Raw genomic sequence first — 26408 nt, forward strand, 5'->3', positions numbered from 1 at the left:
CAGCGGCGCGTTGGCGGCTATCAGCGCGGCATTATATCAGCCTGAGGACAGCCACTATCATGACCAATCTTCACCGCCATGCCCCGCTGCGCGTCGCGCTTGTCGGCCTTGGCACGGTGGGCGGTGGCGTGATCCGGCTGTTACAGACAAATGCAGACCTGATCGCACGCCGCGCTGGCTGCCCGATTCAGATCGTCGCCATTTCCGCGCGTGACCGCAACAAGGACCGGGGCGTGGACCTGTCGCCCTATGAATGGGTGGACGACATGACCACCCTGCCCGGCCGCGACGATATAGATGTGGTGGTGGAGTTGATCGGGGGCGCCGACGGCCCCGCGCTCACCCTCGCCCGCCAGTGCCTTTCGGCCGGTAAGCCATTCGTTACGGCCAACAAGGCCATGCTGGCCCATCACGGCCTCGACCTCGCCACGCTGGCGGAGAAAGCCGGCATCGCCCTCAAATATGAAGCTGCTGTTGCCGGGGGCATTCCGGTCATCAAGGGCCTGCGCGAAGGCGCCGCCGCCAATGAGATCAGCCGCGTCTATGGCATCCTCAATGGCACCTGCAATTACATCCTGACCACGATGGAGAAGGAAGGGCGCGGTTTCGACGATGTGCTGAAGGAAGCGCAGGAGCTTGGCTATGCAGAAGCCGATCCCAGCTTCGACATCGACGGCGTCGATGCCGCGCACAAGCTGACCATACTCGCCAGCCTCGCCTTTGGGACGGAACTGGACTTTGGCAGCGTCGCGGTAACGGGCATCCGCCACGTCATCGCCGCCGACATCGCCGAAGCAGCGGCTATGGGTTATCGCATTCGCCTGGTCGGGATGGCCGAAAATGGGCCGGGTGGCTTGTTCCAGCGCGTTCACCCCATGCTCGTCCCCCTCGACCATCCGCTTGCTCACGTCGATGGCTCACTCAACGCCGTTGTGGCCGAAGGCAATTTCGTCGGCCGCCTCTTCTTCCAGGGCCGGGGCGCAGGGGATGGCCCCACGGCGTCGGCCGTGGTCGCAGATCTGATCGACGTCGCGCGTGATGAATATGGCGATGCGCTGGCGATGCCGGTCTCGGCATTGGCGCGGCAACCGGCAGCCGACGCAGGCGCGCGGATTGGCCGCAGCTATCTGCGCTTCAAAGTACAGGACCGCCCCGGCGTCCTTGCCGAGATCGCCGCTGCGACGCGCGACGCCGGTGTGTCGATCGAAAGCATGATCCAGCGCGGCGCAAGCCATGATGACAGCGTACTGATGGCGATCGTCACCCATGCCGGGGAAGAGCGCTGCGTCCTCGATACGCTTCGGCGGCTCGCGGGATCGGACAGCCTGCTCCAGGCTCCGATGGTCATGCATATTCTCGACTGAAAATGGATGCCATTTAACGAGGCGCGAAGCTGCGCATCAAAGTCTCGCGCAAAGGTTCGCCAAGTTTGAACAGGCGCAGACGGGCCTGTTTTGGACAACCCATGTTACCGATTATCCGGCATGGCCGCGCGTCGAAACGATAGGCGCTCAGCTTGTTGTCCGCGGGTCTTGGGCTGCCTTCCAACGGCAGGCGGCGCGAAGTCGGTCGACCGGACATGCACAGCGTCGGCACCGCCTGGCATGGCGCTACCTTGGCCGAGATAGGTTGAGGAGGATAAGCCGCGGGCTGAACTAGGCTGGCAGCAAGCAGCGCGGCGATCATCATTTCGACCCCTTGTCTTTGTTGGCCTTTTAACGCCACAGACGACCTTCCGTTGCATTGGCGCCGCGAAAAGCAGGCTGAGGCCGGGTGGATGGCTCGACAAGGCGGGGATGACCTCCTATCGCGCTGTTCACAAAGAGACAGCAGAGGGATTATCATGGTGCAGGCTAGCTCAGTTCTCGATCGTGTCCTGGTGCTTGAGATGGTGCGCGTCACCGAAGCGGCCGCCATCGCCGCCTCAAAGCTGATTGGACGCGGCGACGAAAAGGCGGCTGACGCTGCCGCTGTCGAAGCGATGCGCATGGCATTCAACGACCTCTACATGGACGGCACCGTCGTCATCGGCGAAGGTGAGCGCGACGAAGCACCGATGCTGTACATCGGCGAGAAGGTCGGCAACGCGATCGGAACAGGCCCGAAGATCGACATTGCTCTCGATCCGCTGGAAGGGACGACGATCACGGCGAAGGCCGGTCCCAACGCGCTCGCGGTTCTCGCCATTTCGGAAGAAGGCGGCTTGCTGAACGCGCCCGACGTCTACATGGAAAAGCTGGCGATCGGCCCCGGATATCCCGATGACATCATCGACCTCAACAAGCCGGTGAGGGAGAATGTCGAAGCGGTGGCGAAGGCAAAGGGCGTCGATCCTCATGAGATCATCGTCTGCGTTCTTGACCGGCCCCGGCATGAAAAGCTGATCGCGGAACTGCGCGCGATCGGATGCGGCATCATGCTGATCCCCGACGGCGACGTCGCCGGTGTGATCGCCACCACCGATCCGGAAACGAATATCGATATCTATATGGGTTCGGGCGGCGCGCCTGAAGGCGTACTGGCGTGCGCGGCACTGCGCTGCGTCGGCGGCCAGTTCAAGGGCAAGCTGCTGTTCCGCAATGACGATGAGCGGGCCCGCGCGTTCAAGTGGGGCATCACCGACCTCGATAAGGTTTATGACCTTAAGGAGCTCGCAAAGGGTGACTGCATCTTCGCGGCGACCGGCGTCACAGACGGCTCCCTGCTCGCGGGCGTCAAGCGGCTGCCCGGCGGCAAGCTGACCACGGATAGCGTCGTGATGCGCGCCAGCACCGGGACGGTTCGCTGGGTCAAGGGCGAGCATCATCTGGACAGGAAGCATTTCTGACCAGAATGGGAAGGCCGGTAACGAAAAAGGGGGCATCAAGCCCCCTTTTCTATGCGCTCCAGTCAGGCTGCCTCAGCGGCCAGCCCGGTGATTGAGATCGTGACCCAGAGCCAGTGTTACCACGCCCAGCAAGGTGTAAGCGCTTTCCTGCCATCCATGATCCAACGTCAACGCGCCCGCCATGATGCCCAGACCCAGCGAGCCGACGGCCGCTGGCATCATGAAGCCATGTTCCATCGCCCCATGCCCGAGCGCCACCGCGCCCAGCAGGATGGCGAGCACGAGCCCGACTTCGTGGAATAAAGGATTCTCAAATATCCCGCCCGCCGACGCCAGAACGCCAAGCAGCACAGCCGTGCCGATGCAATGCGCGACGCACATGCCCGACAGCGCAATCGCAATGCGATCAATGCGGCCATTTTGCAGGCGGGAGCGGATGCTGGTTGGCATGGTGACCAGTACATAGGCCAGACAAGATGAAGTTACAACATATCATCTGACAAATTCGTGAGGATCAACGATGCGTTTTCGCGAGACCGGGCAGCTAGTTCAAGCGGCAAGCCGCAGGCAATTCCGCCCGCTATTTTTGGCTCGGTAAAGTGCCTTGTCCGCTGCATCGAGGAGATCCGCCCTGCTGGCCCGTCCGTCGAGTTCGACAAGCCCTGCGCTGAAGGTAATGGCGATCGATTCGCTGCCTACGGTGCTGATCCGCTGGGCAGACACCATCTTCCGCAGCCGCTCGCACACCATGCTGGCACGCTGGATATCGGTGCCAGTCAGAAGGATCGCGAACTCCTCTCCACCTAGCCTTCCGATACTGTCCCCGCCGCGCAAGCCAGGACGCAGGCGCTCGACGAAGCTGGAGAGCACCTTGTCCCCTACCCCGTGGCCGTAGCGATCATTGACCGACTTGAAATGATCAATGTCGATCATCAGCAAACAGGCATTTGCGCCTCGCGCCACCCGCTTGATTTCCTGATCGAGTTTTTCGACGAAGGCCCAGCGGCTGTCGGCGCCGGTCAGCGTATCGACGGCGGCGACGCGCTGCAACGCCCTCTGCCGTGCCTTGTGCCGCGACATATCCCTGATCGTGCTGACCACTCCGATGGGAAGGCCCTGTTCGTCCAACACGGCGCGGGTGACCATCTCGCACCAATCCACCCCGTCCGTGAAAGCTGCCGGGCGGAACTCCACTGTCTGCACGTCGCCCGGCCGTGCCAGAGCACGCTGATGAGCATCGTGAACCTCCGCGCGATCCTTGGGATCGACCATGATGTCGGCCGAACGGCCGACGAGCATAGCGGGCGCGCAGCCGATCTGCTCGGCCGCTGAAGGCGAAGCATATTGGATGACTCCGTCAACGCTGACGTTCAACACCAGGTCGCCGCTATGTTCGGCTATTGCCCGATATCGGGCCTCGCTCGCCTGCAGCATCTGGAACAAGCGGCGGCGCCCGTTCAGTTCGGCTGCAATCGGCATGGACAGAAGGAAAGTGAAGGCGAGGAAGAACTGAAACAACTGGGTCCGTTCACCGACGCTACCGGCCAACATGTTCACCGGTCCATGGCCCGTTATGGTCGCTGCCCCGCCGATCACGGCAAGCAGCACGACGGCGGCCGCCGTTCCCAATGACCCGATGCGGAACGCGATCGCGACCAGCGGCAACAGCAGCAGGAACAGCAACGGGTAATGCGCGAAATAGAATATATGGACGATCACGGCCGCGAAAATAGCCAGAAGTGCCAAGGCCTCCAGCTTCTGCTTGCCGGATGTCTCCCGAGCCCATGTGCCAACCTGCCCCTGCAACAGCATCGTCAGGATCGGCGTGCAGACCAGGCCGCCCAGCACATGGCCACTATACCATTGTAGCCATGAAGGGCCGAAGGACACGGGCGTAAGGGTCGAGGCGACAAACGCCGCACCGGTAGCCGCGATGATATTGGCAGGGATGCAAAGTGCGAGGATGAAGACGAGGAGGGAGCGCTTCGACCCGTCACTCAGGTGGACGGGAATGAACCGACGGCACAGGATTGCGACGATCAGCGATTCGGCGATATTGATAAACGCCATGGGCAGGGCTGCCCATGGCCCCATGCCAAACAGCGTCGTCGATATGATGCTGGCAATGCCGCAAGCCACGATTACGCGCGGCCAATAGCTGGTTTCCGATGTCTGCAATTCCGCCATCAGCAACGCGTTGGCGGCCCATACAAACGCGAGCCCCCCTTCGAACCGCGAGCATAGCATCGCCAGCGTCGCCATAAGGAAATAGGCAATGCCAGCAACCAGCGGCGTCAGTCTGGAAGAAGGAGAACGGAGAATGGCAGGCATGACGCCCTCTGCCTAAGCAACCATCCTTAATATATAATAACCATGAGCGGCGCCGGACGACGACAAAAGCATCACTTTCATCATCTTACAATTTGGGCAGGCGTGCTTTCGGCGGTTCAGGCGGCAGTTCAGGCCTTTTCCAGCGTACATTGCAGCGGATGCTGGTTCTGCCGGGCGAAGTCCATCACCTGGTTCACCTTTGTCTCCGCCACTTCATAGCTGAAAATGCCGCAAACGCCGACGCCGCGCTGATGCACGTGGAGCATCACGCGGGTGGCTTCTTCCATGTCCATGCGGAAAAACTGCTGAAGGACATGCACGACGAATTCCATCGGCGTGTAGTCATCGTTCAGCATCAATACCTTGTAGAGAGACGGCTTCTTTGTGCGGGCGCGAGTGCGCGTCGCGATGCCGACATTGGGACCGCCAGGGCCTTCACCCTGATCATCCTGGTCCCGGCCCGCCATCTTCTCCCGATATATGCTGATGCTGCTCATGACGGGTGAGGATATGGCGATTCCGGCCCTCAAGGCAAGGGGCACAGATTGCAGGTCATCGTGCAAAGGAGGGCGGCGCAAAAGAATAGCGGCCCCCACCCCAGGGTGAGAGCCGCTTCATTCTTTCTAGTCTTTTACCGCCGATCAGGCGGCGAGCGACTTTACCTTGTCCGTGACAACGGTAACCCGCGCCGTCAGCGGCTGGGCGACTTCGCCAGCCAGCTTGATCAGCGCTTCGCTGCTCTTCGCGGCTTCCTTGGTCAGCTCGTCAAAGCTGCTCGAGAAAAGCTGGCTCTGCAGCTGGAAGAATTCCGTCGGCGTCTTGACGGTCGAGAAGCTCTTGAGCGAGGCAGTCGCCTTCTCGAAGTTCTTGCGGCTGTAATCGACAGCTTCCTGGCCCAGGGTCTCAATGCCCTTGGCAGCGATCTTGCCCGATTCGACCAGCGCTTCGACATTGCCCTTGGCGATGTCGCTCAGCTCTTCGATGGCCTTGGTCGACTTTTCGACGCCAGCCTTGGCCTTCTCGTTCAGACCGGCATAGGCCGTCTCGAACTTGGCCTTGGTCTCTTCAGCGAACTTCTTTCCGGTTTCGATCACGTCGTTCATCATCTTGGTTCCTTCTGTGGCAGGCAGCATGGTGGGCTCTACCGGCCCGGCCTCGGACGAAAGGCTCTTGGTTTCTTCGATTTCGATGGCAACCTCTTCGACCAGCGGCGCTGGTGCATGAGGGGCCGGTTCAATTGCTGGCGGAGCAGCCGGTTCAGGCGCTGCATCGACCGCCGTGGTGGCGGCGACGATCGCGACCGGATCAGGCTTTGCGGCTTTAACCGCCGCCTTCTTGACCGCCACGGCCTTCCGCGCTGGCGCAACCTTCGGGCTGACACTCACCGCTTCTTCCGCAGCCTTCAATGCTTCAGCCGCCGACAATGTAGAGCCGGGCGTCTTGGCCGCTGCCTTGCGGCGAGCAGGCTTTGGAGTGACTGGCATAAAAGGTTCTCCGTTGCTGCAGTGCACAATATATAATTCAAAACGCAAACGCAAGAATTTTTGTGCAGTGCAGCAAAATGAGATTGGCGGAGAAATCGGTCCTTGTTCTACCCGCCTGAAATCAGCGTGTTTTGTGAGGCTTAGCGCTCTCTAACATAGCGGCCTGGCGCATCCTCTATGGCCTTCAGAGAACCGGCACCAGGCACGCGCCCACCGTCTTTGGCAGAGACCATCGAATCACCATGAGAGCGAATCCATTCGATCCAGTCCGGCCACCAGCTTCCCTTCGTCTCCTTCGCGTTCGCCACGAAGTCGGCAAGGCTGGCAGGCAGTTCCTCGCATGCCCAATATTGATATTTATTCGCCGCCGGAGGATTGACCACGCCCGCGATATGGCCCGACCCCGCCAGCAGGAACCGGATCGGCCCGGCGAAGTGAGAAGTAATTTTCCACACGCTTTCCGGAGGGGCGATATGATCTTCCCGTCCCGCCTGGACATAAGCGGGCGTTTTCACCTTGCTCAGATCAAGCGGCGTTCCGTCGATGGTCAGCGCACCCGGCACCACCAACTGGTTGTCCCGATAAAGCTGCGTCAGGTAATTTTTGTGCCAGCGGGCAGGAAGATTGGTGGTGTCGCCATTCCAATATAGCAGGTCAAACGGTGGATAATCCTGCCCCAGCAGGTAATTATTGACCACATAGTTCCAGATCAGGTCGCGGCCGCGCAGCAGGTTGAACGTCGCGGCCATATAGCGCCCATCCAGGAAGCCCCCGGTCGAAAGCTGGTCAACCAGTTTCATCTGCTCATCATCGACGAACAGGCCAAGGTCCCCTGCCTCGGTGAAGTCCACCTGCGCCGTGAAGAAGGTCGCGCTCGCCACCTTGTCGGCTTCGCCACGTTCGGCAAGATAGGCCAGGGTCGCAGCAAGGGTGGTGCCCGCCACGCAATAACCGATCGTATGAACGCTCGGTACGCCGAGCAGTTCGCGCACGGTGTCGATCGCGTCGATCTGGCCCCGGACGATATAATCATCCCACAGCAGGTCCTTCATCGACGCATCGGCGGATTTCCAGGACAGCAGGAAGACGCTGATCCCCTGGTCGGTCGCCCATTTGACGAAGCTTTTTTCCGGTGACAGGTCGAGTATGTAGAAGCGATTGATCCACGCCGGGAAGATGACGAGGGGCGTTTCCAGCACCTTGTCCGTGGTCGGCGCATAGTGGATCAGCTGATAAAGCGGCGTTTCCTTGATCACCTTGCCGGGGGTGGTCGCGATGTTCCGGCCAAGCTCAAAGACGGTGCCGTCCGTCTGGGTCAGCTGACCTTTTTCCATGTCCGCCAGCATGTGCTGGAGGCCCTTGACCAGATTTTCGCCCCCGCTTTGCAGGGTTTTTTCCATGACGAGGGGGTTGGTCAGCGGAAAATTGCTGGGCGCCACCGCGTCCAGCATGCCGCTGGTGGCGAAACGCAGCTTTGCCTTTTGCTTGGGATCGACCCCATCGACCGCGTCCGTCAATTTCAGCAGATAGTCCGACATCAGCAGATAGCTTTGCCGGATCAGGTCGTAGAAAGGATGCTTGGTCCAGGCAGGATCGGCAAAGCGGCGATCTTTGCGCGCGGCTGGGCTTTCGGGAGGCGGCGCGTCCGGCTGGTCGCGAAGCATGCCCCCCGCGTCAAGAAAACGCTGCCACAGGGCCAGACCTTCATTGGCAAAGCCTGTCTGGATGCGCGCCACCGCATCCGGATCGAACGGCATCGCCCTCCCCGTGGCCCCGGCAGCCTGCTCCAGAATGAGCTGCTGCGCCCGGCCGACAACTTCTGTCCATTGCTGCATCTGTTCCAGCGTCGGCAGATGAGGCTCGTTGAGGTTCTGCGCTTCCATGGCCACCTTCCTCCCCTTGGCATCCTTCATGTCCGCCGCTTTCGCTGGCGTGAGCCAATCTGGCGGGCTATAGCCAGAGCGCATCGCGCGAAAGTGCGTGCAGCACTATTCCTCATGGAGACCTTTCAGGAAAGCCCTATAATGTCCGAAGAATTCTACCGCATGAAGCGCCTGCCACCCTATGTCATCGCTGAAGTCAATGCGATGCGGGCCGCCGCGCGAGCCGCGGGTGAGGACATTATCGACCTGGGCATGGGCAATCCTGATTTGCCGCCGCCCGACCATGTCATCGCCAAGCTGTGCGAAGTCGCGCAAAAACCGAGCGCCCACGGCTATTCCCAGTCGATGGGCATCCCGGGGCTTCGCAAGGCGCAGGCCAATTATTATGGCCGCCGCTTCGGCGTAGACCTGGATCCGGAGACCGAGGTCGTCGTGACCATGGGGTCGAAGGAAGGGCTTGCCAGCCTCGCGACCGCGATCACCGCGCCCGGCGACGTCGTTCTGGCGCCCAACCCCAGCTATCCGATTCACATGTTCGGCTTCATCATCGCTGGCGCGACCATTCGCTCGGTTCCGACGACGCCGGACGAAAATTACTGGAAGTCGCTGGAGCGCGCGATGGCTTTCACCGTACCGCGCCCCTCCATTCTGGTCGTCGGCTATCCCAGCAATCCCACGGCCGAAACGGTCGATCTTGCCTTTTACGAGCGGCTGGTCGCCTGGGCGAAGGAAAATAACGTCTGGGTCCTGTCCGACCTTGCTTATTCCGAGCTATATTATGACGGCAATCCGACGCCTTCGATCCTGCAGGTTCCAGGAGCCAAGGATGTCGCGGTCGAATTCACCTCGCTCAGCAAGACCTATTCGATGGCGGGATGGCGCATCGGCTTCGCGGTCGGCAACCGGAAACTGATCGCGGCGCTCAAGCGGGTAAAATCCTATCTCGATTATGGCGCATTCACGCCGATCCAGGCTGCGGCCTGCGCGGCGCTCAACGGGCCGCAGGATATTGTTCAGAAGAATCGCGAACTCTATCACAAGCGTCGCGATGTGATGGTCGAGGCATTCGGCCGCGCTGGCTGGGAAATTCCGGCGCCCAAGGCGTCGATGTTCGCCTGGGCGCCGCTGCCCCCCGCGCTCAAGGACATGGGCAGCCTGGAATTTTCCAAGCAGCTCCTCACCCACGCCAAGGTCGCGGTAGCGCCCGGCGTCGGCTATGGCGAGGATGGCGAAGGCTTCGTGCGCATCGCCATGGTGGAAAATGAGCAGCGGCTGCGGCAGGCGGCGCGCAACATCAAGCAGTATCTGAAGTCCATGGGCATCAATACGCCCGCCAAGGGCGCGGCCTGACGGAGGGGCAGCGAGTCTAGGCGTGTCGCTTCACTCGACAATCCCCCTGCCCCAGGTTTCGCAGGTCGCGCAGACGATCCAGCTCGCTTTGGCGCCGGTGTTCCTGCTCGCGGGCATCGGCGCGTTTCTTAACGTCTGCACGGGGCGCCTTGCCCGGATTATCGACAGGGCCAGACGTGTCGAAGAAAAGATACTCATGTCGCGCGGCAAGGAACATGACCGCCTGGTGGGTGAGATCCGCGTGCTGGACCGGCGCATGAGCGTGGTCAATGTCGCGATCTTCCTTTCCGTGGCGTCCGCCTGCGCGGTCTGTCTGGTCGTCATCCTGCTGTTTGCGGGCAATTTGTTCGGCGCGCACCTTGGCACGCCCATCGCCATTCTGTTCAGTCTTGCCATGCTGCTTCAGGCGGGAGGATTCGCGACGTTCATCCAGGAAATCCGTCTGGCATCGCGCACCATCCACATCCGCAACGAAGTGCTCTATCACAAGGTGGAGGGGGAAGACGGCGCATGACCAAATTCACGGTCAATGACCGGCCAGTCCAATATCGCATGGACCCCGACACGCCGCTACTGTGGGCGCTGCGCGACGCATCCAACCTGACCGGCACCAAATATGGTTGTGGGACGGGCGATTGCGGCGCCTGCACGGTTGATATCGATGGGCAGGCGGTGCGCTCATGCCAAGTCAGCATTAGGGAGACCGAAGGGCGCTTCGTCACCACCATAGAAGCGCTTTCCCCCGATCGCGGCCACCCGCTGCAACAGGTCTTCGCGGCCGACAATGTGTCGCAGTGCGGCTATTGCGTCCCCGGCATCCTCATGGCGGCATCGGTTCTGCTGAAGCGCAACAACGATCCGAGTGACGAGGATATCGACGCTGCCATCACCAACATATGCCGTTGCGGCATCTACCCCCGCCTGCGCGGCGCCATCAAACGTGCCGGGAAGGTGATGCGCGGGGAGGAGCAGGTCGAGGCAGCCCCGCCCCCCGGCGTATCGCCTGAAGAGGCTGCGCACGTAGTCCCCGCGCTCCGCCGTCCCTAGAGCTTCGTGCTTTAAATTGGAAACATCTCAATACCGTTCGCCCTGAGCTTGTCGAGCCGAAGGCCGGCGAAGCCAACGGCTCTACTTTTTTCACGAAGAGAAGGGCTTCGACAGGCTCAGCCCGAACGGGTGAGTGATTCAGATTAAAAGCACTCTACTTTAACCGAAACGATAGGCCGATACCGGCCATCCCCGCACGGCGTCGTCATAGTCAACCTGCGCGACATCATCGCCGCCCGCGCCCAGCGCCACCATCAGCGGCAGCAGATGCTCTTCACGAGGATGGGCGAAGCGCGCCTCCGGCAAAGTCTCCCACGCAGCGACGCGAGCCGATCGTCGTTGGGAGTCCGGGTCCGTTACCGCGTCAGTCAAAGCCTCATGCCATAATAGCGATGGTGTTCGCGCCTGCGAATCCTGGACCCGCATATTGTGGAAACTCATCCCCGACCCGATGATTACGACCCCTTCATCCCGCAACGGTTCAAGCGCGCGGCCCGCCGCGATATGCGCCTGTGGGTCGAGGTCTTTTCTCAACGACAGTTGCACGACAGGAATGTCGGCCTGCGGCCGCGTGACCTTCATCGGGATAAAGACGCCGTGGTCCCATCCACGTTCATACTCCTCGGCCACGGGGAAGCCAGCATCACGCAGCAGTTCGGCAGCGCGGTCGGCGACGGCGGGCGCTCCCGGCGCATCCCATTTCAGCGAATAGGTGTGCGGCGGGAAATTATAATAATCGAACAGAAGGTCCGGGCGATCCCCCTTGTGTACGGTAAGGACCGGCTCCTCCCAATGCGCCGACACGATCAACATCGCGCGCGGCCGTTCGGGCAGGCTCTCGACCAGTTGCGTCAGATAGTCCTGCATCGTCTGCCACATCGGGTCGCTGTGGGGGCGGTCAGGGTCTGCGGGGTCCATGAAGAAGCAAGGACCGCCACCGTGCGGGATATAAAGGCTGGGCTGTTTCATGACCGTTAGATCGCGCGCCGCCCCTCACCATGCAAGTGAGCGGCATGAAACAGTGCGTTTCGCCGTCCTACGCTTCGCTCGCCTCGATAATAGGAGCAATCGCCTGCGCCAGCGTGACGCCGGAATAGGGCTTCTTCAGCAAAGTGACGCCGCTGAACCGCTCAGGCAGGTCCAGGCCATCGCCATAGCCGGTCGCGAACAGAAAGCGGACGCCATTTTCCGTGAGCATGTCGGCGATGGGCAGGCTGGTTTCATTGCCCAGGTTGAAATCCAGGACGGCGAAATCGATCGCGTGCAGATCGATGGCTTCACGTGCCCGGCCGACACTGGCGGCGGTGACCACGTCCGCGCCCAGGTCGCGCAGCGCATCCTCACCATCCATCGCTATGATCATATTGTCCTCGACCAGAAGGACATTGCGCCCCTTGAGCAAGCCGGGAGCAGGCGCGGGCGCGGGCTTCGATCTTTCCCCAACGGTGACGTCCGGCAGAACCGACACGATATGCTGGGATGGGATGCAGAAATGCGCCTCCAGCCCGGAAAGGCGGTAGGTAATCTCGGCTTTGCCATCCAGGTCATACGGGATCGACCGTTCGATGACCGTGGACCCGAAACCCCGGCGGGTCGGGGCGACGACGGCCGGGCCACCGCTTTCGTTCCAGTCGAGCAGCAAGCTGCCCTCCGCATCGACACGCCAGTCGATCGCAACCGTGCCACCATCGGAAAGCGCGCCATATTTGGCGGCGTTGGTCAGTAGCTCATGTATCACCAGTGCTAGCACGGTGAAGGCCGACGGCGTCAGCAGTACATTGGGGCCGGTCTGTTTGACCCGGTCGCGCCGCTCACCCAGATAGGCCCCGGCCTCAACCTCGATCAGGTCCTGCAACCGTGCCGGTGCCCAGCGATCCGCCGTGATCTGATCATGAGCGCGAGCGAGGGCATGCACACGACTTTCCAACGTGGCGATGAATTCGTCCACCGACCGGGCATTGTCGCGCGTCTGGGACAAAAGCCCACGGATCAGCGACAATATGTTGCGGACCCGATGATTCAACTCGGCAATCAGCAGTTCCTGCTTTTCATGCGCCTTCTGCCGTTCCTCATTGGCGGAATCGGAAAGGCGTAGCACCACTTCCAGCAGAGCCGTCCGCAGTGCTTCGGCGACGCGCAATTCTGCCGGGGTGAAAGGCACCGACCTACCCTTCACCAATTGCGACCATTCCTCGAAACTCTTGCGCGGGGTCAGGCGCGGCCCGTTGGGGCCATATTCGATATGCTTTTCCTGATTACCTGCCCAGCGCACCGAACGCATCTGCTCGGCGCGGAACAGCACGACATAGTCGCGGGGTCGCCGTGATAGCGGAATGGCGAGCAGGCCCGCAGCGCGATCGGCATAGGCTTCCGCCTCCGGCATCACCCGGCCGAGGCAGTCGGTCGCGAACACCTGGCTGGCTGCCGCACGATTGAGCATCGAGACGATCGCCGCAAAAGCGGACCTGTCCGGCGTCAAACCGGCCAGCGTCACGTCCCCGTCGATATACACGCCGACGCCATCCGCAGGCACGGTGTCGAAGATGACGTCACCCAGCCAACGGGCGTTGGACAGCAGATCATGATCCTGCGCCACGGCGGACATAAGGCGGTCGGCAACTTGCCGCGCCTCCCCTTCATAATCCGCCGTCTCCGCCCGCTCGCGGCTTTCCAGCATCATGGAGAAGATCTGTCCGAACAGCTCAGCCGCGCTACGCTGCGCGAAGGTCGGCAGGCGCGGGCCATAATGGTGGCAGGCGAACAAACCCCACAAGCGCCCCTCGACAATGATCGAGATGGAAAGCGAAGCCCCCACGCCCATATTGCCGAGATATTCGATGTGAATCGGCGAAACCGCGCGCAGCAGGCACAACGACATGTCGAGCGCCGCGCCAGTGGGATCAAGCACGGGGATCACCGGAACCGGCTCTGCCTGTACGTCCGCGATGACGCGGAAAATGTTGCGCAGGTACAGCGCCCGGGCCTGCGTCGGAATGTCCGAAGCTGGATAATGCAGCCCGAAAAAGCTGTCGATGCCCGGCCGCAGCGCTTCGGCCACGACTTCGCCGTCGCCACCATCGGCAAAGCGGTAAACCATGACACGGTCGAATCCGGTCAAGGCCCTCACCTGCCTCGCCCCATCGCGCAGGAAGGCTGCCATGCTGTCCGTTTGAGCAAGCCGTGCGACCATGGAGCGCACCATGCTGGTCGCCTCGATCTCGTCCGCGAAAGCAGGTTCGGCCTCGATCACCACCAGCGAGCCCGAAAAATGAACGGCAATGTCAAAGGGCGGAACGCCGTCGATCAACACCAGCGAGAACATTCGTTCGACCGCGTCCGGGCCACGCAGCAGCGTGATGCGGTTCCGCAGCGAATGGATGGCATCGTCCCGGAACAGGCCGCTGATCGGCTTTCCCAACATCTGCTCAGGCGTCAGCCCGATGAACTGTTCACAATTTGCCGAGACACGGGAAACCAGCCAGTCGGCGGTCAGCGCAACCAGAAAGCCGAAAGGCTGTATGGTGCCCGGCACATGGATCGGTTCGCGATCGCAATTGCTGATGTCGACGGCGAAGTCGGCCATCTCCCGTCCATCGCGTTCAGCCATGACTGCTCACCCGTTCCGCCGCAGCACCTGCCGCGAACAGAGCGAAGGCGGCTTGCGCTCCCTGTATCGCGTTGTCGATCCAATCCTGGCCACCACCATCCGCCGCCTCGTCCAGCGCTTGCTGAAAGGCGATCCAGCTTCCCTGGCCGTGGACAGAGTTGAGATAGGCCCTGGGCAACCCGGCAGGCACGCGCCGCTCCAGCATGGCACCACCCAGCCGCGAACCTTCCAGGGCGTAGAGCGCACCCCATCGAAACCCTTCGCCCGCATGCGCCGTTGTTTCCAGTGGCTCCGGCAGCGTTTCGCCCAATAGAGCAAGGTCTTCCATCAACTGGGGCAAGCGCGGAGAATCGGGCAACGCCAACTGCTCCAGCGGCATGAGCGCACGTGCATGCGCTTTCAGAAAGGCACCATATTCCGCAGGGGAATCCAGTGAAAAGCCGGAAAAAAGATCATCCACCCGCTGATGGTTTTCCATCGTCGCTTTTCTTAAGGCCTGTCGAATTCGGCCGGCGTTGGACGTTCTTTTCACTCGTCGTTCCTAAAGGCTGTCACCGAGGCGCGCACTGATCTGGATCAGCTTTTAAGCTCGACGGCGGCGGTTGGTCGATTTTCTACTTAGATAATCGATTTGTGTACGCTAGGTCCCAATGACCATCTATATTTGTGAGATTCTTTCAAATCGCTGACGAACGAGTTCAGCGTCGCGACATGGCGGCAGACATAAAAGGGAAATCATGCGGGGCATGGCGCCCCTTTGGAAAGAAAAGACCATGTTGAGGAAAATGATGTTGGCGGGGCTGATGACCGCGACAGTTCTTGGCGGCGTGGCCCCTGCCTATGCGCAACGCGGGCAGGACGGATGGCGCGATCGCGGCAGTGAACAGTCTGGCCGGAACGACGGCCGGGCATCCCGGGGCGGCGGGCAGGATGGCGATCGCGCAAACGCCCGCGTGCGTAATCAGGCTTCCACCCAGCGTTGGCAAGAGCGCGTAAATGATCGCGCGCGGGTACAAACCGCTCCGGCACGACCCGATCGCCAGTGGCGTGCTGCGGAATCACGCGCCGATGCTGCTCGCAATGCGCAGCGCAACGATGCGCGCATCAGGGAACGGGCCGTTGGCGATCGTCCGCAGTGGCGGGATGACCGCCGGGACAACAACCGGGCGGAGTGGCGCGGCAATCGCGACGACCGGCGTCAGGACTGGCGTGATGGTCGCCGGGATGGACGCCCGGAAGGACGCCTCGACAGCGGCAACAACTGGCGTGGCAGCCTGGCGGGCAATCGCCGGTTTGAGGATCGCACCCGCTGGAACAGTCAGCGTCGCTGGGACAATGACTGGCGGCAGGACCGCCGCTATGACTGGCGCAGCTATCGCTCACGCTATGGCGACCGCTACCGGATGGGCCGCTATTATGCGCCGCGCGGATGGAGCTATGGCTACAGAAGCTTCTCTACAGGCATCTTCCTGAACAGCTTGCTGTTCTCGAACAACTATTGGATCAACGATCCATGGTCCTATCGCCTGCCGCCTGCCTACGGCACGCTGCGTTGGGTGCGCTATTATGACGATGCCCTGCTGGTCGATATCCGGGACGGCTATGTCGTAGATGTGATCCGCGACTTCTTCTGGTAAGCGCAGGATCATATCCGCTGATTTCATCTGGGCCTGGCGCCATGTGCGTCAGGCCCTTTTCATTTGCACCGGCGGGACGAGGGCGGCAGGAAGCGGGCATGACGGACGTGATTGATGATGGCGGCATCGCTTCGGCCACTCGGGCGAAGATCGGCGATGCGGTGCGCGCAAAGCTGGACCGCAACCCCTTGGTCAGCCGGATCGACGCCGCGAACCTTGAAATCTACGGTCGCCATGACTTCCTCAGTGCCGAGGAATGCGAAGGCTTGCGCGCGCTGATCGACGCGGACGCCCAGCCCTCCACGCTGTTTTCCGGCAGCGCGAATGCCGATTACCGCACCAGCCACAGCTGCAACCTTAGCCCCTGGCACCCACTGGTCGATGGCATCAGCCGCCAGATTTGCGCGCTGACCGGGTTGCCGCCCGAAAATGGCGAAACCTTGCAGGGTCAACGCTATGCGGTTGGTCAGGAATATAAGGCGCATTGCGATTATTTCCCGGTAACCGCCGACTATTGGCCCGCAATGATGAAAAAAGGCGGGCAGCGCAGTTGGACGGCGATGATCTATCTGTCGCCCGTCGCGGCGGGCGGGGAGACGCATTTTCCCCATTGCGAGTTCATGGTGCCTCCCGTTGCGGGGATGATCCTGATCTGGAACAACCTGAAGGCCGACGGTTCACCCAATCCGATGAGCCTGCATGCCGCCCGGCCGGTAGAAAGCGGCGTCAAATATGTCGTGACCAAATGGTTTCGGGAGCGGCGCTGGACGGCCTGACCGCAGCCTCGGCCCTTCATGTCCATGATACAAGTTGCGACATAAATGACTGATTCCTGACAGCGCCGTTCCCTGACGGTTCAGCGGCCGGGATGCATAACCCCATTGTTGGTGACGGAACCGGCCTACGGGATGAAAGTTTGATCCCAGCCGGTTCAGGCCGCCAAGCTGATGGGAGAAAATATATGCGTAAACTAATCATCCTCGGCCTGATCGCGGCAACTGCGATGCCAAGCGCGGTCATGGCCCAGTCGCGCGGCGAAGTGCGCGACAGTGCGCGGGACCTGCGTCAGGAGCAGCGCGAACTGCGCGACGCGCAACGCTATGGCTCGCGTCACGATGTGCGCGAACAGCGCCGCGACGTACGCGACGCCCGGCAGGAACTGCGCGAAGATTGGCGCGACTATCGCCGTTCGCACCGCGACGTCTATCGCGGCGGCAATTGGCGCGCGCCCTTCCGCTACAATCGCTGGGAAGTCGGGTCTCGACTGCGTCCGAGCTTCTATAATTCCCGCTATTATATCAGCGATCCCTATCGCTATCGCCTGCCCCGGCCCGCGAACCGCAACCTACGCTGGGTAAGGCATTATAACGATGTGCTGCTGGTCAACGTCCGCAGCGGGCGCGTAATGCAGGTCCATCGCGGCTTCTTCTGGTAACGCAGGACTAACGACGACGCGGCGGCTCCGGACTTCGGTTCGGGGCCGTTCGCTATTTTTTCGACACAGAAGAGCGGTCGCGGTGCAGCCCCTGCTACTACCTCAATTTTCGGAAATCCCCTTGGCCGCGCCGCCCGTCTCCGAGCAGGCGCGGCCGATGGCACGCACTGGGCGCACCATCAGTCCGAAAGGGGGTGGACCGGAATAGGAACGCTTAGCGGAGGCTAATGTTCCCCTGCGTTAACCTAGTGCTTCTGCGATCAGGCGGCGGCTGTTTGCCACGCCATAAAGGGCGATGAAGCTGCCCATGCGAGGCCCCTGATCGGCACCTAGCAACGTCTGATACAGCGCTTTGAACCAGTCACGCAGTTCAGCAAAGCCAAAGGCCTCGTCCTTGCCGATCGCATAAACGATATTCTGGATATCTTCGGCGGTGGCGTCATCGCCCAGCGCCGCCAGTTCCGCGTCCAGCCTGCGCAGCGCCTCGGCTTCATGGGCCTCCGGCGCGCGACGCTTCAGCGTCGGCGCCACGAAGTCGCGATGATAGGCGAGCGCATGCCCGATCAGCGCATCCAGTTCAGGATAAGTCTGCGCGCTCGCTTCAGGGACGTAATTTTGCAGATATCCCCACACCTGTTCCCGGCTGGCGTCGCCCATGACGCCGACCAGATTGAGCAACAGGCCGAAGGTCACCGGCAGCTTGCCGTCGGGCAGCTTTCCATCATGGATATGATGCACCGGATTGCCAAGCTGCTGCTCGACCTGCTGGTTGGGATAGTTCACCCGGAACTGCCAATATTCGTCCACCGCGCGCGGGATCACGCCCATGTGCAGCTGCTTGGCCTTCTTGGGCTCCCGATAGGCGTAAAAGGCCAGGCTTTCCTGCGGCCCATAGGTCAGCCACTGCTCAAGGCTCAGGCCATTGCCCTTGGACTTGGAGATCTTCTCCCCCTTTTCGTCCAGGAACATCTCATAGTTGAAACCTTCGGGCGGGCGCGCGCCCAGCGCGCGGCAGATCTTGGATGACTGGGTCACCGAATCGATCAGATCCTTGCCCGCCATCTCATAATCGACGCCCAGCGCGACCCAGCGCATCGCCCAGTCGACCTTCCATTGCAGTTTCGCGCCGCCGGACAGGATCGACTGTTCAACCATCTCGCCCTCATCCTCGAACCGGACGAGCCCGGCGTCGGCATCCAACACCTCGATCGGCACCTGAAGGACGATGCCGCTCTTCGGGCTGACCGGCAGCACCGGCGAATAGGTCGCCTGCCGCTCCTTGCGCAGCGTCGGCAGCATGATGTCCATGATGTCCTGATAGTGACGCAGGACATTCTTCAGCGCATCGTCGAACGCGCCGGACTTGTACCGGTCGGTCGTGGACACGAACTCATAATCGAACCCGAAGCGGTCCAGAAATTCGCGCAGCATGGCGTTATTGTGGTGCGCGAAGCTTTCGAACTTCTCGAACGGATCGGGCACCTGAGTCAGCGGCTTGCCAAGATGGTCCGCCAGCATCGCCTGGTTCGGCACATTGTCGGGCACCTTGCGCAGCCCGTCCATATCGTCGCTAAACGCGATCAGGCGCGTGGGTATGTCGGACAGCGCATGATAGGCGTTGCGCACCATCGTCGTGCGCAACACTTCGTTGAAGGTGCCGATGTGCGGCAGGCCGGACGGGCCATAGCCGGTCTCGAACAGGATATGGCCTTTGTCGGGAGCGCCGTTCTGATAGCGCTTCAGCAGCTTGCGCGCTTCTTCATAGGGCCAGGCCTTGGACGCCTGAGCGGCGGTGCGGAGGATATCGGACACGGTCATGATGCACACGCCCCTAGCCTTGGAAGGCCGGAAATGGAACGCCTTTCCGCACAGCGGCGCGCGTACCGGCCGCACTGCCGAGAGATTATGTTTAACCTTGATTAACCTTAATGCGGCACATTTATCGCTGATAGCCGCCGGAAAGGGGATTGCGGGCACCATGCAGATACCACGTAGCCGTCAACGCATTGGGGTCGATATCAGCGTTGTCGTCACAACCGTGCTCGACAGCCTGGAGGGGACGATCGTCGATCTTAGCGAAGGAGGTGCGCAGATCCGTGGCTGCACCCTGCCCGCACGAAGCCAGTGCCAGATCGGGTTTGAAGGACAGATCGTTTTCGGAACGGTGCAATGGTCCGAACCCGACCGCATCGGGGTTCGCTTTCCCTATGAACTGGTCGAAGGCCCGCTGTTCGACTTGCTGGAGATGGCGCGCACCCGCCTGCGCTTGCCACTGACGGATAGACATGGCGGACGCGGCTTTGCCCCGCGCACCTTTTCCTCACCACCAACCGGATTTGGCCGCCGCGCAAGCTGAGTTGAGCCTTTTTCCGGTTTCCCTTTTGTTCCCGGTCGCCTAAGCGATTGGAGTGATCGACCCCACTGCCCTGCCCGCCCTTCATGCCAGCCATGGTGGGATCTGGTTGCGCGAGGGTGAAGACACCCGGGCGGTAGCAAAGGGAGCGGCCATAGCCTGCGCCGCAGAGACGCCCACTTTGCTGCTCAATGCGCCGCTGACGGGGCAAAGGCTCGGCTATCCTGAACTTAACGGCCTGGACCTGCTGGAACTCTGGGCTTTCGTCCATCCCGCTCGCTTTCTTGTCCCCACGCCCAAGGGCCTCGCCGAAGCACTCGGCCTGGAACGGCCGGGCAGCGAAGCGGACATTCCGCAGCTGCTGCAAGCCGCCACCGCCGCGCTGCTGGGCATGCTCGGATCGCCTTCATGGACCGAGCGGGAGGGCGGCTGGACTTCCGCCCAGACGCTGCACCGCCTCCGCTGGCCATGGGCGCCGCTCATCGCGTCCCGGATAAGCCGACCGCCCGAAGCAGAGCGCTGGTTATTTTCTCGCTTGCCCGAATGGGAGGAAACGCCGCCGCGTCCAGCGCCACGCACCATCTCCCTCGATGAAGAGGCGGTATTGGAGCGGCTGGCGCATCTGACCGGTAGCGCGGCAGAAGCACGACCCGGCCAGCGCGCCTATGCGGCGGCAGCCGTGGAAAGCTTCCGCCCGCGCCAGCATCGGGATCAACCCAACATGCTGCTGGCGGAGGCTGGCACCGGGATCGGCAAGACATTGGGCTATCTCGCCCCGGCCTCGCTCTGGGCTTCGGAAGCGCAGGGCACGGTCTGGATATCGACCTATACCAAAGCGCTCCAACGGCAGCTTGATCGCGAAAGCCTTCGCCTCTTCCCCGATCCGGCAACGGCAGCGCGGCGCATCGTCGTACGCAAGGGGCGCGAAAATTACCTCTGCCTGCTGAACCTTGAGGATGCGCTACAGGGCGGCTTTTCCGGCCGGGCAGCGATCCTCGCCCAACTTGTCGCGCGCTGGGCGGCGTTCAGCAAGGATGGCGACATGGTCGGCGGCGACCTGCCCGGCTGGCTGCCGACATTGTTCCGCCGCAACGGATCGACAGCGCTGACCGACCGCCGGGGCGAATGCATCTATGCGGGCTGTCCGCATTATCGCAAATGCTTCATCGAACGGTCGGCGCGCGCCTCGGCCGACGCGGACATCGTCATCGCCAATCACGCCCTCGTCATGATCAACGCCGCGCGTGGCCGTGAGACAGGCCAGCGCCCCCAGCGCATCATCTTCGATGAGGGCCATCACCTCTTCGACGCCGCCGACTCCACCTTTTCCGTCGCCTTGTCGGGGCAGGAAGCCATCGAGCTGCGCCGCTGGGTCATGGGACCCGAAGGCAATTCGCGTGGCCGTCGGCGCGGCCTTGCCGCCCGCCTGTCGGATCTGGCCAGCTATGACGAGGAAGGCGGCCAGGCGATCCGCGCAGCGGCGGACGCCGCGCGCGCGCTGCCAGCCGATGAGTGGCTGAAGCGGATCGTCGCAGGAGAGCCCTTCGGACCACTAGAACAGCTGCTCGCAGCCGTGCGTGGCACGGTCTATGCCCGCGCCGCCGACGTGGGGGAAGCGGACGCGGGCTATGGCCTCGAAACGGAAGTTGCCGAACCCGACGGCCCGCTGGTCGAAGCCGCGCAGGAGGCGGCGCTGGCCCTCGACGCTTTGCTGCGGCCGCTGAACCGGCTCAGCAAACGGCTGGAGGCAGTCATTGAGGATGCGCCCGATTGGCTCGACGGCGCAGCCCGTGCCCGGATCGAAGGCGCGATTGCCTCCCTTGGCTGGCGGTGCGACCTTATCGCCGCCTGGCTGGCGCTGCTCGCGCGGATCGGCGGCCCGGCTGATGCGGATTTCGTCGACTGGATGACGGTCGACCGCATCGAAGGGCGGGAATTCGACATCGGCATCCACCGTCACTGGCTGGACCCCACCCGTCCCCTCGCTGAAACCGTTCTGAAACCTGCACAGGGCGTGCTTATAACCTCCGCGACACTCAAGGGCGGCGGCGATTGGGACAATGCGGAAAGCCGCAGCGGGGCGAGCCATCTCCCGCACGGTGCCCAGCGGTTCGAAGCGGCAAGCCCGTTCGACTATCCCGGCCGCGCCGAGGTGCTGGTCGTCACCGACATCAAGCGCGGCGACATTGCCGCACTGTCGGGCGCCTATGGGCGGCTGATCGAGGCCGCGGGCGGTGGGACGCTCGGCCTGTTCACGGCTATACGGCGGTTGCGCGCGGTCCATGCCCGCATAGCCGATCGTCTGGCACGGGCGGGTCTGCCGCTCTACGCCCAGCATGTCGATCCGATGGACACCGGCACGCTGATCGACATTTTCCGCGACGATCCGCGTGCCTCGCTGCTCGGCACCGACGCCTTGCGCGACGGCGTCGATGTGCCCGGCCATTCGCTGCGGCTCGTCGTGATGGAGGGCGTTCCCTGGTCGAAGCCTACAGTGCTGCACGCCGCCCGCCGTCTCGCCGGAGGGGGCGCCGCCTATGACGATCGGCTGATCCGCGCCCGGCTGGCCCAGGCCTTTGGCCGCCTGATCCGCCGCGCCGAGGATCGCGGCGCCTTCGTCATCTTATCGGCCGCGATGCCCAGCCGGCTGCTGAGCGCCTTTCCGCCGGGCACCCCCATTCGCCGCCTTACCCTTGACGAAGCGATCATTGCGGTCAGCGCCCATTCCCACGCTGGCCTTGGCGCCGGCATGTCGCTAGGGCAACGGGGACACGAATCCGGCATTCCCGACCTGGAGCAAAGATGAAGCGGTTGACCCTGTTGCGCCACGCCAAGTCCGACTGGGACGATCCGGTAGAGCGGGATTTCGACCGGCCGCTGAACCGGCGCGGGGAAAAGGCGGCGCTGCTGATCGGTCAATATGCCCGCAACCGGAAAATGCAGTTCGACTTTCTCGTCGCCTCTCCCGCCGTCCGGGTCGTGCAGACGCTCGATACTTTCCTTGAAGGCTACGGCCAGCCACTCGATCCTCATTGGGATCGCCGCATATATCTGGCGTCCGTGGCAACGCTACTGGATGTGCTGCGCGATCTACCCGACACCGCCAGCAACGTGATCCTGGCAGGGCATAATCCTGGTCTCGAAGAACTGATCCTGGAACTGGTGCCGGACAATGACGCCAGCCCGCTGCGCAGCGATGTCGAAGTGAAGTTTCCAACCGCCAGCATCGCGGTTCTGGATCTGGATGTCGATCGGTGGGAAGATGCCAAGCCGGATGTGGCATCATTTGTCAGCTTCACCCGCCCGCGCGATCTGGATCCCGCGCTTGGTCCAGAATCGCGTTAAATCAACTGTTCTAAGTGACCAAGGCGGCTGCTGGCGTAGAGTGAGTTCAACCCGTCCCCCCACCTCCGTTCGGGCTGAGCTTGTCGAAGCCCTCTTCTTTTTGAGGGGCAGTAAAGCCCTTCGATAAGCTTGGGGCGAACGGGTTTAAAGGGCGGCACTGAATTAGAGCACGAAGCACTACGTAAATACGAGGCGCTGAACTTACTCCCCGATAGCCTGCGCCAAGGCCGCCCGGATCGCCTGAAGCCGATCCAGCAAATCCGCACCCGGCTCAGGCTTGGCCGAAACAGCAGGAGCTGGAACAGCGGCAGGCTTCGCCACGGCTATACCATCGGCCAGCGCCTTCTGCGCGCCCCGCACCGTGAAGCCCTCCACGTTCAACAACTGATTGATGCGCCTGACCAGCGCCACATCCGCTGGCCTGTAATAACGACGATTGCCCGACCGCTGGAGAGGCCGCAGCTGGGGAAAACGCGTTTCCCAATAGCGCAGAATATGCTGCGGGAGCCCCAGTTCCCCGGACAGCTCGCTAATCGTCAGGAACGCACCCTCTGCCTTTTCCATGGGTCCGATGTTGCACCTATCAGGGCGCAAAGGTCAACCATGCGCAGGAATAACTGGCAGCTATCCTAACCCATCAGGATGCGGCAACGCGGTCCCGCATGGTCTGGCTGGCGCGGAAGGTCAGCACGCGGCGCGGTTCGATCGGCACCTCAACCCCTGTCTTGGGATTACGGCCCATGCGCTGGGTCTTGTCGCGCAGAACGAAGGTGCCAAAGCTCGATATCTTCACATTTTCCCCGCGTTCCAGCGCGGAAGTCATATGTTCCAATATGGATTCGATAAGCGCCGCAGCCTCGGATCGTGAAAGGCCAATATGACGATTGACGCTTTCCGCCAGATCTGCGCGTGTCAGGGTGCCATTGCCAGTCATCGAACGTCCCCACCTTCATCCGCCGGGTTATTGCCGACGACAATGGTAAATTGTGCGATAAGCTGAGTGATTCGGCAAGATGACTCGCCCAAGAAAGTCAAAGAATTCCGGGGAGATGCCCCGGATTAGACCCGAAGGACGCAGGCGCCCCAGGTAAAGCCCCCGCCCATCGCCTCCAGCACGAGTAGGTCGCCCGGCTGAATCCGGCCATCCCGCATGGCCAGGTCAAGCGCCAATGGCACCGAAGCGGCGGAAGTATTGGCGTGACGATCCACCGTCATGACGATCCGATCCGGCGACAGCTTCAGCTTCCGCGCGGTGGCGTCCAGAATGCGCGCATTCGCCTGGTGCGGAATGAGCCAGTCGATCTGGTCCGTGCTCAAACCCGCTATTTGCATGACCTCGGTCAGCACCGAAGCAAGGTTGACGACCGCATGGCGGAAGACTTCCTGTCCCTTCATGCGCAGCTTGCCGACCGTCTTCGTCGTCGAAGGCCCGCCATCGACATAGAGAAGCTGGTTATGGCGTCCATCGGCATGCAGCTTGGAAGCCAATATGCCGCGCGCGCCGTCTGCGCTTTCCTCCGCGCCCAGCACGATGGCCCCCGCGCCGTCCCCGAACAGGACGCAGGTCGTCCGATCTTCCCAGTCGAGAATGCGGCTGAACGTCTCCGACCCGATCACCAGTGCCTTCTGCGCGGCGCCCGACCGGATCATGCTGTCCGCCACCGTCACCGCATAGAGAAAGCCCGAGCACACAGCCGCGACGTCGAATGCCACGCAATCATCGATGCCCAGCGCAGCCTGAACAATGGTCGCGCTGGCGGGAAAAGTCTGGTCTGGCGTCGCCGTGGCCAGAATGATGAGGTCGATATCCTGCGCAGCCAGGCCCGCCGCGTCCAGTGCCGCGCGAGCAGCATCGGTCGCAAGGCTTGCGGTTGTTTCGCCGTCGCCCGCGATGTGGCGATTGCGGATGCCGGTGCGCTCGACGATCCATTCGTCGCTCGTGTCCACGGTCTCCGCCAGTTCAGCATTGCTGACAGCACGAACCGGGAGAGCCGACCCCGTACCGAGAAGAACGGACCTGCGAATCACTTTGCGGCGAGCTCCTGTTTGGACGCCACGGCCGAAAGCGCGCTGACGCCCGCCATGTCGGCGGCGATACGCCGCGTAATATCTTCTTCCAACAGCCGCGCAGCGACATGGACGGCATTGGCCACGCCCTTGTCATTGGCGTTGCCATGACTTTTCACCACGACACCGTTCAGGCCCAGAAACACCGCACCATTATGGTTGTTGGGGTCCAGATGATGCTTGAGCAGATGCATGGCGGGCTTGGAAATCAGGAACCCGATCTTGGACCGGATCGAGCTGGTAAAGGCCGTGCGCAGCAGGTCGGTGACGAAACGGGCCGTGCCCTCCGCCGTCTTCAGCGCCACATTGCCGGAAAAACCGTCGCTGACGATCACATCGGCCTCGCCACGTCCGATCTTGTCGCCTTCGGTAAAGCCATCGAACGACAGGGGCAGGCTCGTCGCCGCGCGCAGGATCGCGGCGGCGTCACGGATTTCTTCCGTGCCCTTCATGTCTTCCGTGCCGATGTTCATGATGCGAACGCGTGGGCGTTCAAGATCGAAAGCGATGCGCGCATAGGCCGCGCCCATCACCGCAAACTGCACCAGGTTGCGGGCGTCGCATTCCGTATTGGCGCCCAGGTCCAGCATGACGACGTCATTGTCGCCGAGCGTAGGCAACAAAGCCGCCAGAGCGGGCCGATCAATCCCCGGCATGGTACGCAGCGCTAGCTTGGCCATCGCCATCAACGCGCCGGTATTGCCGGATGAAACCGCAGCACCCGCCTCGCCAGCCTTCACCGCCGCGATCGCCATGCTCATGGAGCTGGCTTTCTTGCGAATGGCGGCGCTGGGTTTATCCCCCGCAGACACGACATCGCTGGCGTGCACCACTTCGGAAGCAGCACGCAGATTCGGATGATTGTCGAGGGCGGCCTTGATCCGCGCCTCGTCTCCGAAAAGGGTGAAGCGTAGCCCTTCGTGGCGGTGACGGGCGAGCGCTACACCCGCCATCATCACGCGCACACCTTCATCCCCGCCCATCGCGTCGATTGCGATTCGCGGTTGACTGGACACTTCAGGACACCTTTGCAGGAGGGAGT

25 protein-coding genes are annotated in these 26408 nt (G+C 62.0%); 11 read left to right on the plus strand and 14 right to left on the minus strand.

Annotated elements, in window-relative coordinates; translation table 11 throughout:
• Window positions 1-59 precede the first annotated feature (59 nt).
• On the plus strand, window positions 60-1364 hold the full coding sequence (locus ACZ5U1_RS09530; protein WP_464778203.1) for a homoserine dehydrogenase: 1305 nt from the start codon (window positions 60-62) through the stop codon (window positions 1362-1364).
• A 13-nt stretch (window positions 1365-1377) separates the two neighbouring features.
• Here the strand turns inward: ACZ5U1_RS09530 and ACZ5U1_RS09535 are convergent, their stop codons facing one another.
• Window positions 1378-1689: a hypothetical protein gene (locus tag ACZ5U1_RS09535; RefSeq protein WP_464778204.1), complete on the minus strand. Its 312-nt coding sequence runs from the start codon at window positions 1687-1689 to the stop codon at window positions 1378-1380.
• A gap of 154 nt (window positions 1690-1843) precedes the next feature.
• Here ACZ5U1_RS09535 and glpX point away from each other — a divergent pair, with 154 nt between their 5' ends.
• Entirely contained in the window at window positions 1844-2827 is a 984-nt protein-coding gene (glpX, locus tag ACZ5U1_RS09540) for a class II fructose-bisphosphatase (protein ID WP_464778205.1), read from the plus strand.
• A 72-nt stretch (window positions 2828-2899) separates the two neighbouring features.
• On the opposite strand, the gene ACZ5U1_RS09545 is transcribed toward glpX, so the two are convergent.
• The 5 genes from ACZ5U1_RS09545 to ACZ5U1_RS09565 all read right to left on the minus strand — a co-directional run bounded on the left by ACZ5U1_RS09545 (window position 2900) and on the right by ACZ5U1_RS09565 (window position 8525).
• Complete coding sequence (locus ACZ5U1_RS09545; protein WP_464778206.1) at window positions 2900-3277, minus strand: MerC domain-containing protein; 378 nt, start codon at window positions 3275-3277, stop codon at window positions 2900-2902.
• 99 nt (window positions 3278-3376) lie between these two features.
• The gene (locus ACZ5U1_RS09550) at window positions 3377-5158 is read right to left on the minus strand and encodes a sensor domain-containing diguanylate cyclase (RefSeq protein ID WP_464778207.1); all 1782 of its coding nucleotides are present in this window, start codon (window positions 5156-5158) and stop codon (window positions 3377-3379) included.
• Window positions 5159-5286: 128 nt separating this feature from the next.
• A complete protein-coding gene (gene clpS, locus ACZ5U1_RS09555; RefSeq protein ID WP_464778208.1) occupies window positions 5287-5655 on the minus strand; it encodes an ATP-dependent Clp protease adapter ClpS in 369 nt (122 codons plus the stop codon).
• A gap of 144 nt (window positions 5656-5799) precedes the next feature.
• Complete coding sequence (locus tag ACZ5U1_RS09560; RefSeq protein WP_464778209.1) at window positions 5800-6642, minus strand: phasin family protein; 843 nt, start codon at window positions 6640-6642, stop codon at window positions 5800-5802.
• A 140-nt stretch (window positions 6643-6782) separates the two neighbouring features.
• Window positions 6783-8525 (minus strand): PHA/PHB synthase family protein, encoded by a 1743-nt coding sequence (locus ACZ5U1_RS09565; protein WP_464780011.1) that lies wholly within the window; start codon window positions 8523-8525, stop codon window positions 6783-6785.
• A gap of 141 nt (window positions 8526-8666) precedes the next feature.
• Between ACZ5U1_RS09565 and ACZ5U1_RS09570 the strand changes: the two genes are divergently transcribed.
• From ACZ5U1_RS09570 to ACZ5U1_RS09580, 3 genes are read left to right on the plus strand one after another with little or no spacing between them, the layout of a single operon-like run.
• Entirely contained in the window at window positions 8667-9875 is a 1209-nt protein-coding gene (locus ACZ5U1_RS09570) for an LL-diaminopimelate aminotransferase (RefSeq protein WP_196224609.1), read from the plus strand.
• A gap of 22 nt (window positions 9876-9897) precedes the next feature.
• Window positions 9898-10389 (plus strand): DUF2721 domain-containing protein, encoded by a 492-nt coding sequence (locus ACZ5U1_RS09575; RefSeq protein WP_464778210.1) that lies wholly within the window; start codon window positions 9898-9900, stop codon window positions 10387-10389.
• Entirely contained in the window at window positions 10386-10922 is a 537-nt protein-coding gene (locus ACZ5U1_RS09580) for a (2Fe-2S)-binding protein (RefSeq protein WP_464778211.1), read from the plus strand. Before ACZ5U1_RS09575 ends, ACZ5U1_RS09580 begins: the two co-directional genes overlap by 4 nt.
• 159 nt (window positions 10923-11081) lie before the next feature.
• On the opposite strand, the gene ACZ5U1_RS09585 is transcribed toward ACZ5U1_RS09580, so the two are convergent.
• The 3 genes from ACZ5U1_RS09585 to ACZ5U1_RS09595 all read right to left on the minus strand — a co-directional run bounded on the left by ACZ5U1_RS09585 (window position 11082) and on the right by ACZ5U1_RS09595 (window position 15007).
• Window positions 11082-11891 carry a DODA-type extradiol aromatic ring-opening family dioxygenase gene (locus tag ACZ5U1_RS09585; RefSeq protein ID WP_464778212.1) on the minus strand — a complete coding sequence of 270 codons (810 nt, stop codon included), beginning with the start codon at window positions 11889-11891 and terminating at the stop codon, window positions 11082-11084.
• A 67-nt stretch (window positions 11892-11958) separates the two neighbouring features.
• Entirely contained in the window at window positions 11959-14529 is a 2571-nt protein-coding gene (locus ACZ5U1_RS09590) for an HWE histidine kinase domain-containing protein (RefSeq protein WP_464778213.1), read from the minus strand.
• On the minus strand, window positions 14522-15007 hold the full coding sequence (locus tag ACZ5U1_RS09595) for a biliverdin-producing heme oxygenase (protein ID WP_464778214.1): 486 nt from the start codon (window positions 15005-15007) through the stop codon (window positions 14522-14524). The genes ACZ5U1_RS09590 and ACZ5U1_RS09595 overlap by 8 nt, the downstream gene beginning before the upstream one ends.
• Before the next feature lie 325 nt (window positions 15008-15332).
• Between ACZ5U1_RS09595 and ACZ5U1_RS09600 the strand changes: the two genes are divergently transcribed.
• The 3 genes from ACZ5U1_RS09600 (at window position 15333) to ACZ5U1_RS09610 (ending at window position 17601) form a co-directional block, all read left to right on the plus strand.
• The gene (locus ACZ5U1_RS09600; RefSeq protein ID WP_464778215.1) at window positions 15333-16166 is read left to right on the plus strand and encodes an RcnB family protein; all 834 of its coding nucleotides are present in this window, start codon (window positions 15333-15335) and stop codon (window positions 16164-16166) included.
• 98 nt (window positions 16167-16264) lie between these two features.
• Window positions 16265-16942 carry a prolyl hydroxylase family protein gene (locus ACZ5U1_RS09605; protein ID WP_464778216.1) on the plus strand — a complete coding sequence of 226 codons (678 nt, stop codon included), beginning with the start codon at window positions 16265-16267 and terminating at the stop codon, window positions 16940-16942.
• 185 nt (window positions 16943-17127) lie between these two features.
• Window positions 17128-17601, plus strand: coding sequence for an RcnB family protein (locus ACZ5U1_RS09610; RefSeq protein ID WP_464778217.1), 474 nt, complete (start codon window positions 17128-17130; stop codon window positions 17599-17601).
• Between the two features lie 240 nt (window positions 17602-17841).
• On the opposite strand, the gene ACZ5U1_RS09615 is transcribed toward ACZ5U1_RS09610, so the two are convergent.
• Window positions 17842-19419, minus strand: a complete 1578-nt coding sequence (locus ACZ5U1_RS09615; protein ID WP_464778218.1) for a lysine--tRNA ligase — start codon at window positions 19417-19419, stop codon at window positions 17842-17844.
• Between the two features lie 160 nt (window positions 19420-19579).
• On the opposite strand from ACZ5U1_RS09615, the gene ACZ5U1_RS09620 reads away from it, so the two are divergent.
• Genes ACZ5U1_RS09620 through ACZ5U1_RS09630 form a run of 3 tightly spaced genes read left to right on the plus strand, consistent with a single transcriptional unit; the run spans window position 19580 to window position 23299 of the window.
• Window positions 19580-19957, plus strand: a complete 378-nt coding sequence (locus ACZ5U1_RS09620; protein WP_464778219.1) for a PilZ domain-containing protein — start codon at window positions 19580-19582, stop codon at window positions 19955-19957.
• A gap of 52 nt (window positions 19958-20009) precedes the next feature.
• Window positions 20010-22760, plus strand: a complete 2751-nt coding sequence (locus tag ACZ5U1_RS09625) for an ATP-dependent DNA helicase (RefSeq protein ID WP_464778220.1) — start codon at window positions 20010-20012, stop codon at window positions 22758-22760.
• The gene (locus ACZ5U1_RS09630; protein ID WP_464778221.1) at window positions 22757-23299 is read left to right on the plus strand and encodes a SixA phosphatase family protein; all 543 of its coding nucleotides are present in this window, start codon (window positions 22757-22759) and stop codon (window positions 23297-23299) included. Before ACZ5U1_RS09625 ends, ACZ5U1_RS09630 begins: the two co-directional genes overlap by 4 nt.
• Window positions 23300-23500: 201 nt before the next feature.
• Here ACZ5U1_RS09630 and ACZ5U1_RS09635 read toward each other — a convergent pair whose 3' ends face one another.
• The 4 genes from ACZ5U1_RS09635 to plsX form a co-directional block, all read right to left on the minus strand.
• A complete protein-coding gene (locus ACZ5U1_RS09635; protein ID WP_464778222.1) occupies window positions 23501-23863 on the minus strand; it encodes a MerR family transcriptional regulator in 363 nt (120 codons plus the stop codon).
• A gap of 73 nt (window positions 23864-23936) precedes the next feature.
• A complete protein-coding gene (gene ihfA / locus ACZ5U1_RS09640) occupies window positions 23937-24233 on the minus strand; it encodes an integration host factor subunit alpha (RefSeq protein ID WP_449474233.1) in 297 nt (98 codons plus the stop codon).
• Between the two features lie 125 nt (window positions 24234-24358).
• Window positions 24359-25327, minus strand: a complete 969-nt coding sequence (locus ACZ5U1_RS09645; RefSeq protein ID WP_464778223.1) for a beta-ketoacyl-ACP synthase III — start codon at window positions 25325-25327, stop codon at window positions 24359-24361.
• Window positions 25324-26349 carry a phosphate acyltransferase PlsX gene (gene plsX / locus ACZ5U1_RS09650; RefSeq protein ID WP_449474679.1) on the minus strand — a complete coding sequence of 342 codons (1026 nt, stop codon included), beginning with the start codon at window positions 26347-26349 and terminating at the stop codon, window positions 25324-25326. Before plsX ends, ACZ5U1_RS09645 begins: the two co-directional genes overlap by 4 nt.
• Between the last annotated feature and the right edge of the window lie 59 nt (window positions 26350-26408).

This window comes from Sphingobium sp. TomTYG72 (assembly GCF_055394715.1).